This window comes from Virgibacillus sp., from assembly GCF_013393565.1.
Lineage (GTDB): Bacteria > Bacillota > Bacilli > Bacillales > Amphibacillaceae > Virgibacillus > Virgibacillus dokdonensis.
The window spans coordinates 1-12,554 of the sequence record NZ_JABXHF010000065.1 but is presented as its reverse complement, the minus strand read 5'-3'; the positions used below and the strand labels follow the sequence as shown (position 1 = coordinate 12,554).

Genomic DNA, 12,554 nt, shown 5'->3' with positions numbered 1-12,554 from the left:
GACGGTAGAAATCAGCGATGATGCTACATTTGGAAAATTCGTAGTCGAACCGCTTGAACGTGGATATGGTACCACTCTAGGAAACTCCTTGCGTCGTATCCTACTATCCTCACTTCCAGGTGCTGCTGTGACTTCAGTTCAAATTGATGGAGCGCTACATGAATTTTCAACGATTGATGGTGTTGTTGAAGATGTAACAACAATTATTTTGAACTTGAAAAAATTAGCGCTAAAAATCTACTCAGATGAAGAAAAGACATTGGAGATTGATGTGCAGGGAGAAGGAAAAGTTACGGCTGCAGATCTAACCTATGATAGTGATGTAGAGGTCCTAAATCCGGATTTATTAATTGCTACATTGAATAACAAAGGCAGCTTGTATATGAAAATTACTGCAGAACGTGGACGCGGGTATCGACCTGCTGAAGCAAACAAACGTGATGATCAGCCAATCGGGATAATTCCAGTTGACTCCATTTTTACTCCCGTATCACGTGTAACCTACCAAGTAGAGAATACACGTGTTGGTCAAGTAGCTAACTTTGATAAATTGACATTAGATGTACGTACAGATGGCAGTATTCGTCCAGAAGAAGCTGTTTCTTTAGGTGCGAAAGTCTTTACAGAGCATCTTAATATTTTTGTAGGTTTAACAGATGAAGCGAAAAACGCTGAAGTTATGGTCGAGAAGGAAGAAGACCAAAAAGAAAAAGTGATGGAAATGACGATAGAAGAACTTGATCTTTCTGTCAGGTCCTATAACTGTCTAAAGCGTGCTGGAATTAACACCGTACAAGAACTAGCAAATAAATCTGAAGAAGATATGATGAAGGTACGCAATCTTGGACGTAAGTCGTTAGAAGAAGTAAAAGTGAAGCTTAACGATTTAGGTCTTGGCTTGCGAGACGATGACTAATCATATAGACATCATTAGAAAATTACGGCACACGGATAAATAGTGCTTGCATATACGAATTACTCCATTCAGTATTTTCAGTTTGCTTTCGTTCGTTGCATCACTTTTTTGCGTTTTGGAAAAGGAGCTGTCATCGCTTTTTTCTCAAGAGTAGAGGATGTGCGTAGGAAAAGATAAAACAAGGTAGACCTAATGTGAGTACACAAGGTCGTTTGAATGGAAGTTTTTAAAAGTCATCAAAGAAAAGGAGGGATAGTCCATGGCTAGAAAATTAGGTCGTACATCGGATCAACGCATGGCGCTACTTCGTAATCTTGCTTCTGATTTAATTATTCATGAGCGGATTGAAACAACAGAAGCCAAAGCGAAGGAGTTAAAATCCGTTGTTGATAAAATGATTACATTAGGCAAACGTGGGGATCTGCACGCACGCCGTCAAGCAGCCTCATTTCTATATAATCAAGAAGCTAATGAAGATCAAAACGTTATTCAGAAGCTTTTCAATGATGTGGCTCCGCGTTACGAAGACCGTCAAGGTGGGTACACACGTGTTCTTAAACTGGGCGCTCGTCAAGGTGATGGTGCGAAAATGGCAATCATTGAACTAGTTTAATGTAACCACAGGCGACAAGGGCAGGACTGAATCTCTTCTACGAGGTACATCCAAGCCCTTTTTTTGTCTATAGGAAAGTATAAAGTTTCTAGGATTATAGTATCAGCAAACCAACGGCTTCCACCATAAGATGCGGCGACAAGCCAAGTTTTTCTAATACTATAATTTGCGTTTTGTAACAAGTACCCTTTTTGGCAAGAGGAGGAGTTTAGATGAGTAGCAATGAAAAATTGGTAGAGTTTAGAAATGTATCATTTCGATATGGAGCAGAGCAGCCATGGGTACTGAAAAACTGTAGCTTTGAGATCGATCGCGAAGAATGGGTTGCCATTATTGGTCATAATGGTTCGGGGAAATCTACCATAGCTAAATTAATGAATGGACTTTTATTTCCGCAAGAAGGGGAAATTTATGTAGCTGGGAAAAAAGTGCAGGAAGATACCATTTGGGATGTACGTAAAGATGTCGGCATGGTGTTTCAAAATCCAGATAATCAATTTGTAGGTACAACGGTACAAGACGATGTTGCATTTGGCATGGAGAATAGAGGTTTTCCAAGAGAGGAAATGCTACAGCGACTTGATGATGTGTTACATGCAGTTGGCATGGTGGATTATCGCTTAACGGAGCCTCATCGTCTATCTGGTGGACAAAAGCAACGTATAGCTATTGCAAGCGTGCTAGCTGTATCTCCCAAAGTGCTTATTTTAGATGAAGCAACAGCGATGTTAGACCCAAGAGGAAGAAGAGATATTATGCAAACCGTCGCTCATTTGCAAGCAAATAAGGATGTATCCTTACTAACAATTACACACGACCTGCAAGAAATTGTCCAAGCAGATCGGGTTATTGTAATGAATGAAGGTCAAGTTTGGGACGAGTCTCATCCGAGAGAGCTTTTTTCTAAGCAAGATGATCTACTTGCAATTGGATTAGATGTTCCGTTTATTGCTTCCTTAGCAAAAGCTTTAAAACAGACGGGCATTCCCATCACAAAAGAACCATTAAATCATGAAGAACTGTTGGAGGAACTATGGACATTACATTCGAGAACGTAAGCTATATCTATCAACAGCACTCCCCATTTGCTCATAAAGCGATTGACCAATTAAGTTTTCATATCCCTTCTGGAACATTTGTAGCCATTGTAGGTCATACGGGTTCAGGGAAATCAACTTTAATTCAGCATTTAAATGGTCTTGTTCAGCCGACAGCAGGAAAAGTAAAGATAGGAGACTTTGAGCTCACGGCAGAAAAAAAGCCGAAACATATGAAACAGCTAAGAAGCAAGGTCGGTGTCGTATTTCAATATCCGGAGCATCAACTATTTGAAGAGACGGTTGCGAAGGATATTAGCTTTGGACCTAAAAATTTTGGTGTTGGGGATAGCGAAATACAACGGCGAGTGACAGAAGCATTACAAGCTGTTGGTTTATCAGCAGATTATGTAGAGCGCTCCCCCTTTGATTTAAGTGGTGGGCAAATGCGCAGGGTCGCTATTGCTGGTGTTTTAGCTACAAAACCAAACGTCCTTGTCTTAGATGAACCGACTGCAGGACTTGATCCAAGAGGGCAAAAAGAAATGATGGAGATGTTTTATGAACGCCATCGGTCTGAACAGCTTACAACGATACTCGTCACACATAGCATGGAGGATGCCGTTACGTATGCGGATCATGTCATTATTTTAAATAAAGGTAGTAAATATATGGAAGGGAAACCAGAGGAAGTGTTTGTGCAAAAGGAAGCATTGCAACAAGTTCAACTGGATGTTCCCGAAATGGTAGCCTTTATTAATCGTTGGAATGAAAAATTTCACACCAAACTCCCTTTTACGAAGCAGTCTGAGCGCGAATTAGCAACTGCTATTACCGCCGTGCTTAAAGGAGGGAAAAGCCATGAATAATGCCATGGTTATTGGTCAGTACGTACCAGGGAACTCCGTTGTTCACCGATTAGACCCACGAACGAAGATTACAATTATATTTATCTTTGTGTTTGTCGTCTTTTTAGCGAACAATGTGTGGAGCTATACAATATTAACTGTTTTCGCACTTTTAAGTATGATAACATCTCGTGTACCATTACGATTTGTTTTAAAGGGTTTAATGCCTGTATGGTTTTTAATTATTTTTACCTTTCTACTCCATGTAATTATTACAAAAGAAGGTGATGTCGTATTCGAGATTTTTACCTTTCAAGTATACTCTGGTGGGTTAATTCAAGGTTTTGCTATTTCCATGCGATTCTTTCTACTTATTTTAGTCACGTCGCTACTAACATTGACAACAACACCGATAGAAATAACGGATGCGATTGAAAGCATGTTGCAACCATTAAAAAAAGTGAAATTTCCGGTTCATGAATTGGCGTTAATGATGTCGATATCACTCCGTTTCATTCCAACGTTGTTACAAGAAACAGATAAAATCTCAAAAGCGCAAGCGTCACGTGGCGTTGACTTTCGAACAGGGAAGCTCAAAGATCGCATACAAGCCGTCGTGCCATTGCTCGTTCCATTATTCGTCAGTGCTTTCAAACGAGCAGAAGAGCTAGCTATGGCGATGGAAGCGAGAGGCTATCAAGGTGGCGAAGGTCGTACCAAGTTACGAGAATTAAAATTTACGAAGCTAGACGTAGGAATATACATTTTATTTATATTCGTCATCTTAGGACTATTTTTTACAAGGAACTAGATAGAAAGGCTGCAAAAACATGGAACGACTAAAATGTACACTTCAATATGACGGCTCTCATTTCTCGGGCTTTCAAATCCAACCTGGAAAAAGAACCGTACAAGGAATACTAGAAAAAGCATTAAAAAAAATGCATAAAGGTGAACCTGTACGCATTCATCCTTCAGGGAGAACCGATACAGGCGTTCATGCGAAAGGACAGACGATTCACTTTGATTCTCCATACAACATCCCTATGTACAATTGGAAGCAAGCATTAAACACCTTGCTCCCTGATGACATTTATGTTAAGCAGGTAGAAGTGGTTCCTAATACGTTCCACGCTAGGTATGATGTAGTAGAGAAGGAATATCGTTATTATGTTTATCATGCAAAGGAACCGGATGTATTTAGACGCCATTATGCTTATTTTTTCCCGTATGCATTAGACGTTGCTTCCATGCAAGTAGCATGCCGTTATTTGGAAGGAACGCATGATTTTACAACCTTTTCCTCTGCTAAAGCAACAACAAGAGGTAGCAAACAGCGTACGCTTTATCAAGTAACCTGTGAAAAAAGAGGCGCCGAAATCGAATTTATTTTTCGCGGCAGCGGATTTTTATATAATATGGTGCGCATCATCGTTGGTGTAATATTAGACATAGGTCAAGGAAGGCGAGAAGCGTCTGATATAGCTGTTTTACTGTCAAAAAGGGATAGACGTGCAGTAGGAGAAACAGTGCCCGCACAAGGCCTCTATTTGTGTCGTGTGAAATACTAATTATTCTTGCAAGTGATAAGGGTAGTGATTTGCGGCAACACAAACCATTTGGAAGAGTGTAACTACTAATCCAAACGGAATAAATAGGGTGGTGCGCACTTGGGGGGAACATGGTAAAGAGGCTATATTAAAGCGTTCTTTGCTCTATGGATGAAAAAAGGCGATCTCGTAAAGTTGAAGAGGAATAAACCTTGACATAATAGTGGCATTTGGTGTATTATGATTAATGGCATTTTATTTCTAAACCATGATTAGCCCCGGAAACTAATTATGTTGAAATAGACGAACGAATAGAAATTTGAATTTAATTATTTTGGAGGGAAAGACACATGCGCACAACTTTCATGGCAAATGAAAATAATATCGAACGCAAATGGCTAGTTGTTGATGCAGAAGGCAAACGATTAGGTCGTTTAGCAAGTGAAGTTGCTGCGATCCTTCGTGGAAAGCATAAACCAACTTACACGCCACATGCAGATACAGGTGACCATGTCATCATTATTAACGCAGAGAAAATTGAATTAACTGGTAATAAACTAACAGATAAAAAATACTACCGTCATACAAACCACCCTGGTGGTTTAAAAGAACGTAATGCAGAGGAAATGCGTACAAAATATCCTGAGCGTATGCTAGAGTTGGCAGTTAAAGGCATGCTTCCAAACGGTCCTCTAGGTCGCAGAATGGCTAAGAAGCTTCATGTATTCAGAGGCGCTGAACACAATCATCAAGCACAAAAACCAGAAGTTTATGAGCTTCGTGGGTAATTAAAAGGAGGTAAATCATTTTGGCACAAGTACAATACTATGGCACAGGTCGTCGTAAAAAATCAACTGCGCGCGTACGTTTAGTACCTGGTACAGGCAACATTACAATTAACGGTCGTAATGCAGCTGATTATTTCCCATATGAAACACAGTTGTTAATTTTAAACCAACCACTTGTAGCAACAGAAACACAAGGAACATATGACATTATTGTCAACGTTCATGGTGGTGGCTTCACTGGTCAAGCAGGAGCTATCCGTCACGGAGTTGCACGTGCATTGCTAGAAGCTGATCCTGAGTACCGTAGCGCTCTAAAATCAGAGGGTTACCTAACTCGTGATGCTCGTATGAAAGAACGTTATAAATACGGTCTTAAAAAAGCACGTCGTGCACCACAGTTCTCAAAACGTTAATAGGATTGTTGATATACCAACGTTTCCAAAAGTTTTTTGGTGCAAGTTGGTGCAAATCAATAATAAATATTACAAAGCACTTAATAGATTTAAAGCATCGGCATCTTGCTGGTGCTTTTTTTCTGGCATTAATTCCAGATAATAATTTTGTGTGGTTTGGATATTTATGTGTCCTAAACGTTTCGATACATATGCAATATCAATATCTTGTGCAAACAAGAATGATGCATGCGTATCACGTAAGCCATGGAAAGTTGTTTTTTCGATATTTAAGCTCTCCAATAATTCTGCTAACAGTTCGGACTGTTTAAATCCTCCAAAGCTAAATATATATCCATTCTCTTTTACTGGTATTTGACGAATCAACTCATACACTTCTTTGTTAATCGACACATCACGTTTTGCATTTTGTGTTTTTAGTGAAGTATCGTTTGAGGTAGGACTGATCGAGTGCCTGACTTCTATTCCGTATTCATAAAGGCTCTCAGGACGAATTGCTAGTAGTTCTCCACGTCGCATACCTGTTTCTAATGCTAGTATTGAATTCATCTTCTGGATGCTGTAAAACGTAATTGCGAAGCTTTTTAAAATCTGTAATAGATAAAGCTTTGTTTCGTTTAGGTGGGTTTTCTCCACGTGTTTTCACTAAACGAGCAAAATCGTTTGTAATATAACCACGAGCGTATGCATCACGTAAAGATGTTTTAATTTTAAGAAGCACTTCATGTGTTGTTTTTCGTGAATGTGTTTTCGCATATTTGTCAATTTTCTTCTGAACAACAATATCATTTAAATCTTTCAATTGGATATCCTGAAATAAATTTCTAATAATGCCAGAAGTACGAACATAATTTTGAAATGTTGTTTCTTTAACATCATTAACCTTTACAAGGTAAATCCAATTCTCGAAGAAATCTGCAAATGTTGTTGTTCTGTGAGCAAGTTCTTTTCCTTCTCCTTTCGCTAATTCCATTTCTAAAGCCCAAAGATTTGCTTCTTTCTTTGTTGGAAAGGTTTGAGAAATCTTTTTATGTTGACCGTGTTTGTACAATGAAACTTGTGCTCTGTATGATTTTCCTCTTTTTACTATACTAGCCATACTATCATCCCTCTCATAAAAATAGCTGATAGACGCTAGTTGAATACAATTACATTGTATTTCTAAACTAGCATCTTATCAACTGTCGACATCCTAAACAGAGTGTTCTTCGATAAAGTGCACTAAGGATTTCATTGTGTATCGTTCATGCCTGCCAATCATGAAGCGCTCTAGTTCATCGTGTGGACGGATGTATTTATCAAATGATTTAAGGTCTATCCCCAAGAAATCTGATGCTTGTTCTCTTGTTAAAAGATATGGATAGTCTCTGCTTGCCGTGATAGTGCTCATGTGGCATCATCTCCCGTTTGTTTTATTTGTTTAATTTCTTTAATGCTTGTTCGGCGTTGTATCTGATTTGTCCAAATATATCTTCAGGGGTGTAAGTGCCTTTTTGGTAATCAGAGTGTTCGTCCTTTTTGTTGATTATTCCTTTGCCATTTTGAAAGAAATCTATCATTCTGATGATGTGCTCGATGTGTTCCTTTGAATTATTAATCCCCATTTTATATCATCCTTCCCAAGGCTTACCTTCTAACAGATAAAGTGCCTTGTATTTATTCACCCATGATAGATGGTCATCATTGGGCTCAAATTCTTCATAGAACTTTTTATAGAAATAATTCATTAACTCCAATGCTGTGCCGTTGCCCCATATCTGCTCAACTTTCCACAATGTTGGAAGAAGACCAGACCCCTTAATTAAATGGTCTATCGACTGCTCCAATAAGTTGTTCGTGGTGAAGGTGACTCAAAGTGGAAGTCTTTATGATCCAACAAATCGAGCATTAATTTCGTGAGTTTATGTGGTCGATTTGAGTTCGTGTAAAAGAACATGTATCGATCAATGATAGAGCTCACAATTAAATTTTTGAGTTGCTCATCCGTATTACATTGCTTTATTGCTTCCGTTAGCTGGTGCGCATAATCACCAGAATACTCTGTTTCAACACGTGTCCAGTCATCTACTCCTTTAGCTACATGGCGCATGTGTTTCATGACAGTTGTTCCTCTTTTTTATCATAAATGCGTAAATGCACTTTTGTATTTCTGCTTTTTGCCCCGATATACAATGTTTGAGCCTGAAAGTTTTTGGACACGTCGGAGACTTTCGAGTTGTTTCTTTTGTATGGCTTTTCTTTATTGTCATCAATAACCTTTTGCAGATAGCTTTTATTAGTACTTGCCATAGCGCAATTCAGTCCTTTTCTCTTCAATTGAACGTTTTAACTTAGCGATATCAATGCCTTCATTAAAAAAGTCACAGCACATATCAATTCGTGAAAGTCTAAAAGAATACTCATCAGCATCAATCAACTTAAAAAAGGTGTGTAAATGAATTGGTTCGTTAAATTCTTCTTCATATCGCTTCCGATATTCATGCCATGCGTAGGCGCTGAATTTGACTATGACACCCATTTTCGTGAATGCTTCATGATAAGCAATGCAAAAGTAAAATGGTGCATTGATGAATGAATAGCCCACGGTATAACCTTCAGGTAGCTTAACATCAGCTTCATCAAAGTCGTCGAATAGCTTATGCATTTTTGATTTAATCAAGAATGTGCCTATTAAGCTTTTTGCTAGCCAGTCACGCCATTCGTCAAAGTCAAATACGCCTGTTGCTTGTAATACTAGTGTGAATTGATCAATATCTGGTTTAATCATGTGCTATTCACTCCATTTCGTTCGGAAAACTTTAGGGAAAGTTTTTCAAGTGTAAAAGCCTGCTCTGACGGTGTAAATTGCTATTTTTGCTTCCTATTGGAGCTGGCGTGATTACCAAAACGCCAGCTCTCCTAAAGGTGTAAAGCACGGAGCGGAACCTTCCCCGCCTAGGCGGCGGGTCCCCTTCCGCTCTCTGTGCCGTCTCTCCTTAAGGAAAAGCTAGGTGCTTTCATTCAAAAAGCTACAGTAAGGAACCGTCAACAAGAGTGGATTGTCTGCACTTGCAAGCCCTGGATAACTGTAAATTCCCTGACCAGCAGTAAACTCGACTGGTGGTATATCCACACCAGATGAAAATAAAGTTCTATAGGTTTGCTCATCGCTATCACCTAAAGCAATCTTCAAAACGAGCTGTTCTCTAATCGCTGTTGGCATCGTCTGTGCGTTCATTTGTTGTGTCGCTACCCATAAAATACAGCCTAGTTGACGACCCATGAATGCAACATCAGACAGTATGCTGTCGATTTCATCCCGTTCCTTTTTCGCCAAAGTCTTCCACGACTCTCTTAATGCCCCAAACTCATCTATAAGCAAGATTAAAGCGGGAAAACCTGCATTCTTATACGTTTTATTGCGATTTGATCTAAAATAGTCTTGTAATTCATCTTGACGTTCTTTCATACGTTCATGAAATTGTTTAATCAATTTAATCGCATTTGTTTTGTCGGCAGTTCGTTCATCACCGACGGAGTGTTTTGCCATTTGGTATACATCTGTTCGCTTCGGATCAATAATGAATAACTCATGGTTGGCCTTTTTCGATAATACTTGTTCAACTAGCATTTGAATAAAAAAAGATTTGCCACTACCTGTTTGGCCGACTAATCCCATATGATGAAACGGTACAGTTGCACGCTCATCTAAACGTAAAGTGTTATCGTCTGCGGTCTTATTTGACCATTCAATCAAATCATTTGCTGATTTAATTTCAAACTGTTTTTGTGAGTCTACAGCATAAAACTCATAGATGTAGAAATTACGGTCTCTAGATAAATATTGACGTTCACATACATATCCATTTAATGCTGAATCAATTCTCATGTCTTCTAATTTCTTGTCGAATTTAATGGAGTTTTGGATTAACACTTTTCCTGATTTTCTGGCTCGGTTATCATCAAATACAATTTTGATTTTCGGTAATCTAACTAAATGATTATCAAACTCACGTTCATCTTCAAATCTTGCATCTTTGATATGCCTTCTCAATCGTTTTATCATCGAATAGTAATGCACAGAAAAAAGTGGTCCAAACCATAGTTTATTGCGAAATGACCAACCAATGAATAAGCCAATTATCATCAAACCAACAGGAATCAAGAAGATATGTGATTCAATATGTGGAAGCTGTAATATCGTTATTTGTTCTGCAATCAATGGATACAGTTTGTAAAAGAAAAACCATAAAACGAGAAATAATCCGATGATTAGAAACGAAATAAACCCACGTTGCATTCGGTATGTCTTCTTCATGTAATTAACATCCTAATATTGTGATTCCGCCCCTTATTAGGGGCGGTCACATGCCTTGAAATGGTAATGAGAGAAAGGGAACTAATTGTCCCTTGTCCTTTACTTAGGCTGAGTAATTTCCACATCATCTGCTTTAACGCTGAGCTCTGATTGGAACGTTCCGTATACACTTGCGGTTGGATTCACAAACGTGATACGACTGAATTTCTTATAATCCTTTGGTTGTTGAGGTACTTTAACGTCAATTTTTTCTCCAGCATTAAGATCTGGTTCAACATCTTTGCCTGGGTATTCTGTCCTGTCTGTGGCTATCACACATTTATATTTCGTACCTAGCTGTTTTGTGATTTTTCCATCGTCGTATTCATTCCATGCTTCATGAGCCATCACACGCACATCTTTGTCATTGAAAAATGCTTCGCAGTCGAATTTGTTGAATCCTCTTAGTTTTTTCATCGTATTTTTTACTCTCCTTCATTGGTACACTTTATTTTTGAAAGAAACCTGCAGAATTATCTCTCAGGTTTAACACTACTAAAGGACAGCATGGATAAGGAGGGGGTAATAGATTCCACCCCCTTTTTACGTATAGGTTGTGGTTTATACTAATGTTAGAATATTAATAAAGGAGAGGGTCGCATATGAAAAATACGGATATGGTGGCTATGGAAGAAGTGTTGAGATTAGTACATTTAGAAATAGGTTATGACAAGGATGATTTCTCGCGAGAAGTATTACGGTTATTAGATGAAAATGGAAATAATCATCATATAATAAATTCAGATAAGATGCGTGAATATATCAAGAACTATATTGATCGGAAATATAAAGAAATAAACAATGCTTTTCCAATCACAGATATAGAAAGAGATACAATTATAAAAATAGAAGGTTCTACACAGGGAACAAGATATAAGAAAGACGATATTATTAAAATGTTAAAGGATGTGCGTGTAAATGAATTATTAATGAATCGCCTTAAAAAAAGGGCAGTTTATTATAAAGACTCATATATACCACTAGGGCTAGCAAAATTTCAAATAGCAAAGTCCAACGGAATAATTTCCAGTAAAGACCAACTGTTATTCTTTGAGTTATTTAAAAACGATTCACTTGATATGATTAAAGAAAAAATAGCTATTATGCAAAAAGCTGTAGAAGTAATTGAAATGATAGAAGAGACTGTTAAAGAAGAAAATCACAAAATGAGTGTGCAATATTCCAGTCAATATCAGACAGAAATTGAAGAGATAGAGAAAGAAGAATTGAAAAAAATTAGAGAACTAGAAGAAATAATAAATAATGAATATGAATTTATAGAAAGTTACAATTTTGAGGAAGTTGAAGCAAGTCGCTCACCTGAAAGTTTGTATTACTATAATGATAGAACAGAAGAGTAGATATTATCGCATATATTTTCCTTTTCAGCTCCCCTAATTGTAATCTCCTAATGCGTCCGTAGATAATGGACGCATTATCGATTATGTAAAGGGTCTTCGTTCTTCGGATGTTATAAGTCAGCCAAGTAGGATAAGGGTGCGTAAGAAAGCAAATGAAGCTTTTAACGCACCCTAATTCATTGGGCTTCCTCAAAACATATACGATTCACTCGATAGCTTTGCTACTTACGCCACTTGACATTAATCGATGCGGAGATTTTCTAAGTGGTGACCAAAAAGGTCAAAAATCATAGAGGGGTTGATCTAGATGGAAACCATTTTAGAAGTAGTTCGCATTGAACAAATTATTAAAGAGGCAGAAGAAGGTGTTGATTATATCATTCGAAGCCCAGAAGATGGAGCAAAGATAGCATCTCGCTTTATTGGTCGTGATGATCGTGAAGTGTTTTTTGTTATGTGTTTAAATACGAAGAATAATGTTGTTGCAGTTCATCGTTGTCATGTTGGTTCGTTAAATTCCTCGATTGTACATCCACGCGAGGTGTTTAAATCAGCAATACTTAATAATGCAGCAAGTGTCATTGTTGCACATCAGCATCCAAGTGGTGACATAACACCATCGAAGGAAGATATTAACGTCACAAGAAGATTAGTAGACGCTGGTAAGTTACTAGGAATCGAAGTACTCGATC

18 protein-coding genes are annotated in these 12,554 nt (G+C 38.1%); 10 read left to right on the top strand and 8 right to left on the bottom strand.

All coding sequences use genetic code 11. The features are described from left to right. From HLX49_RS13415 to rpsI, 8 genes are all read left to right on the top strand, one after another. Positions 1 to 916, top strand: a 916-nt coding sequence (locus HLX49_RS13415) for a DNA-directed RNA polymerase subunit alpha (protein WP_296362498.1), incomplete at its 5' end; no start/stop codon positions are given. 259 nt (positions 917 to 1,175) lie between these two features. After that, positions 1,176 to 1,529: a 50S ribosomal protein L17 gene (rplQ, locus tag HLX49_RS13410; RefSeq protein ID WP_073012637.1), complete on the top strand. Its 354-nt coding sequence runs from the start codon at positions 1,176 to 1,178 to the stop codon at positions 1,527 to 1,529. A gap of 212 nt (positions 1,530 to 1,741) precedes the next feature. Further along, entirely contained in the window at positions 1,742 to 2,587 is an 846-nt protein-coding gene (locus HLX49_RS13405; protein WP_073012640.1) for an energy-coupling factor ABC transporter ATP-binding protein, read from the top strand. Continuing rightward, the gene (locus HLX49_RS13400; RefSeq protein WP_077706768.1) at positions 2,563 to 3,435 is read left to right on the top strand and encodes an energy-coupling factor ABC transporter ATP-binding protein; all 873 of its coding nucleotides are present in this window, start codon (positions 2,563 to 2,565) and stop codon (positions 3,433 to 3,435) included. The genes HLX49_RS13405 and HLX49_RS13400 overlap by 25 nt, the downstream gene beginning before the upstream one ends. Beyond that, positions 3,428 to 4,225, top strand: coding sequence for an energy-coupling factor transporter transmembrane component T family protein (locus HLX49_RS13395; protein WP_077706767.1), 798 nt, complete (start codon positions 3,428 to 3,430; stop codon positions 4,223 to 4,225). Before HLX49_RS13400 ends, HLX49_RS13395 begins: the two co-directional genes overlap by 8 nt. A gap of 19 nt (positions 4,226 to 4,244) precedes the next feature. After that, on the top strand, positions 4,245 to 4,985 hold the full coding sequence (truA, locus tag HLX49_RS13390; protein WP_296362491.1) for a tRNA pseudouridine(38-40) synthase TruA: 741 nt from the start codon (positions 4,245 to 4,247) through the stop codon (positions 4,983 to 4,985). A gap of 329 nt (positions 4,986 to 5,314) precedes the next feature. Then, positions 5,315 to 5,752 carry a 50S ribosomal protein L13 gene (rplM, locus tag HLX49_RS13385; RefSeq protein ID WP_073012650.1) on the top strand — a complete coding sequence of 146 codons (438 nt, stop codon included), beginning with the start codon at positions 5,315 to 5,317 and terminating at the stop codon, positions 5,750 to 5,752. A 20-nt stretch (positions 5,753 to 5,772) separates the two neighbouring features. Continuing rightward, positions 5,773 to 6,165, top strand: a complete 393-nt coding sequence (rpsI, locus tag HLX49_RS13380; protein ID WP_073012653.1) for a 30S ribosomal protein S9 — start codon at positions 5,773 to 5,775, stop codon at positions 6,163 to 6,165. Positions 6,166 to 6,234: 69 nt separating this feature from the next. Here rpsI and HLX49_RS13375 read toward each other — a convergent pair whose 3' ends face one another. From HLX49_RS13375 to HLX49_RS13340, 8 genes are all read right to left on the bottom strand, one after another. After that, positions 6,235 to 6,684, bottom strand: coding sequence for a tyrosine-type recombinase/integrase (locus tag HLX49_RS13375; RefSeq protein ID WP_296362488.1), 450 nt, complete (start codon positions 6,682 to 6,684; stop codon positions 6,235 to 6,237). After that, positions 6,650 to 7,264: a tyrosine-type recombinase/integrase gene (locus tag HLX49_RS13370; RefSeq protein WP_296362484.1), complete on the bottom strand. Its 615-nt coding sequence runs from the start codon at positions 7,262 to 7,264 to the stop codon at positions 6,650 to 6,652. The genes HLX49_RS13375 and HLX49_RS13370 overlap by 35 nt, the downstream gene beginning before the upstream one ends. Before the next feature lie 93 nt (positions 7,265 to 7,357). After that, the gene (locus tag HLX49_RS13365) at positions 7,358 to 7,555 is read right to left on the bottom strand and encodes a MerR family transcriptional regulator (RefSeq protein WP_296362483.1); all 198 of its coding nucleotides are present in this window, start codon (positions 7,553 to 7,555) and stop codon (positions 7,358 to 7,360) included. 22 nt (positions 7,556 to 7,577) lie between these two features. Continuing rightward, on the bottom strand, positions 7,578 to 7,769 hold the full coding sequence (locus tag HLX49_RS13360; RefSeq protein ID WP_296362481.1) for a hypothetical protein: 192 nt from the start codon (positions 7,767 to 7,769) through the stop codon (positions 7,578 to 7,580). A 206-nt stretch (positions 7,770 to 7,975) separates the two neighbouring features. After that, a complete protein-coding gene (locus HLX49_RS13355; RefSeq protein ID WP_296362479.1) occupies positions 7,976 to 8,263 on the bottom strand; it encodes a hypothetical protein in 288 nt (95 codons plus the stop codon). Between the two features lie 177 nt (positions 8,264 to 8,440). Next, on the bottom strand, positions 8,441 to 8,932 hold the full coding sequence (locus tag HLX49_RS13350) for a hypothetical protein (RefSeq protein WP_296362476.1): 492 nt from the start codon (positions 8,930 to 8,932) through the stop codon (positions 8,441 to 8,443). Positions 8,933 to 9,151: 219 nt separating this feature from the next. Further along, positions 9,152 to 10,462, bottom strand: coding sequence for an FtsK/SpoIIIE domain-containing protein (locus tag HLX49_RS13345; RefSeq protein ID WP_296362474.1), 1,311 nt, complete (start codon positions 10,460 to 10,462; stop codon positions 9,152 to 9,154). Between the two features lie 99 nt (positions 10,463 to 10,561). After that, complete coding sequence (locus tag HLX49_RS13340) at positions 10,562 to 10,918, bottom strand: hypothetical protein (RefSeq protein WP_296362472.1); 357 nt, start codon at positions 10,916 to 10,918, stop codon at positions 10,562 to 10,564. Positions 10,919 to 11,103: 185 nt separating this feature from the next. On the opposite strand from HLX49_RS13340, the gene HLX49_RS13335 reads away from it, so the two are divergent. Next, the gene (locus HLX49_RS13335; protein WP_296362470.1) at positions 11,104 to 11,862 is read left to right on the top strand and encodes a hypothetical protein; all 759 of its coding nucleotides are present in this window, start codon (positions 11,104 to 11,106) and stop codon (positions 11,860 to 11,862) included. A 307-nt stretch (positions 11,863 to 12,169) separates the two neighbouring features. Further along, positions 12,170 to 12,554: JAB domain-containing protein (locus tag HLX49_RS13330; RefSeq protein ID WP_296362468.1), on the top strand; the 385-nt coding region annotated here is incomplete at its 3' end.

Bases quoted from the DNA above. Each gene is read 5' to 3' on its own strand.
- HLX49_RS13405 (WP_073012640.1), top strand. From the start codon at position 1,742: ATGAGTAGCAATGAAAAATTGGTAGAGTTTAGAAATGTATCATTTCGA.
- rplQ (WP_073012637.1), top strand. From the start codon at position 1,176: ATGGCTAGAAAATTAGGTCGTACATCGGATCAACGCATGGCGCTACTT.
- HLX49_RS13350 (WP_296362476.1), bottom strand. From the start codon at position 8,932: ATGATTAAACCAGATATTGATCAATTCACACTAGTATTACAAGCAACA.
- rplM (WP_073012650.1), top strand. From the start codon at position 5,315: ATGCGCACAACTTTCATGGCAAATGAAAATAATATCGAACGCAAATGG.
- HLX49_RS13395 (WP_077706767.1), top strand. From the start codon at position 3,428: ATGAATAATGCCATGGTTATTGGTCAGTACGTACCAGGGAACTCCGTT.
- HLX49_RS13335 (WP_296362470.1), top strand. From the start codon at position 11,104: ATGAAAAATACGGATATGGTGGCTATGGAAGAAGTGTTGAGATTAGTA.
- HLX49_RS13365 (WP_296362483.1), bottom strand. From the start codon at position 7,555: ATGAGCACTATCACGGCAAGCAGAGACTATCCATATCTTTTAACAAGA.
- HLX49_RS13375 (WP_296362488.1), bottom strand. From the start codon at position 6,684: ATGCGACGTGGAGAACTACTAGCAATTCGTCCTGAGAGCCTTTATGAA.
- HLX49_RS13400 (WP_077706768.1), top strand. From the start codon at position 2,563: ATGGACATTACATTCGAGAACGTAAGCTATATCTATCAACAGCACTCC.
- truA (WP_296362491.1), top strand. From the start codon at position 4,245: ATGGAACGACTAAAATGTACACTTCAATATGACGGCTCTCATTTCTCG.
- HLX49_RS13355 (WP_296362479.1), bottom strand. From the start codon at position 8,263: ATGAAACACATGCGCCATGTAGCTAAAGGAGTAGATGACTGGACACGT.
- HLX49_RS13345 (WP_296362474.1), bottom strand. From the start codon at position 10,462: ATGAAGAAGACATACCGAATGCAACGTGGGTTTATTTCGTTTCTAATC.
- HLX49_RS13370 (WP_296362484.1), bottom strand. From the start codon at position 7,264: ATGGCTAGTATAGTAAAAAGAGGAAAATCATACAGAGCACAAGTTTCA.
- HLX49_RS13340 (WP_296362472.1), bottom strand. From the start codon at position 10,918: ATGAAAAAACTAAGAGGATTCAACAAATTCGACTGCGAAGCATTTTTC.
- HLX49_RS13360 (WP_296362481.1), bottom strand. From the start codon at position 7,769: ATGGGGATTAATAATTCAAAGGAACACATCGAGCACATCATCAGAATG.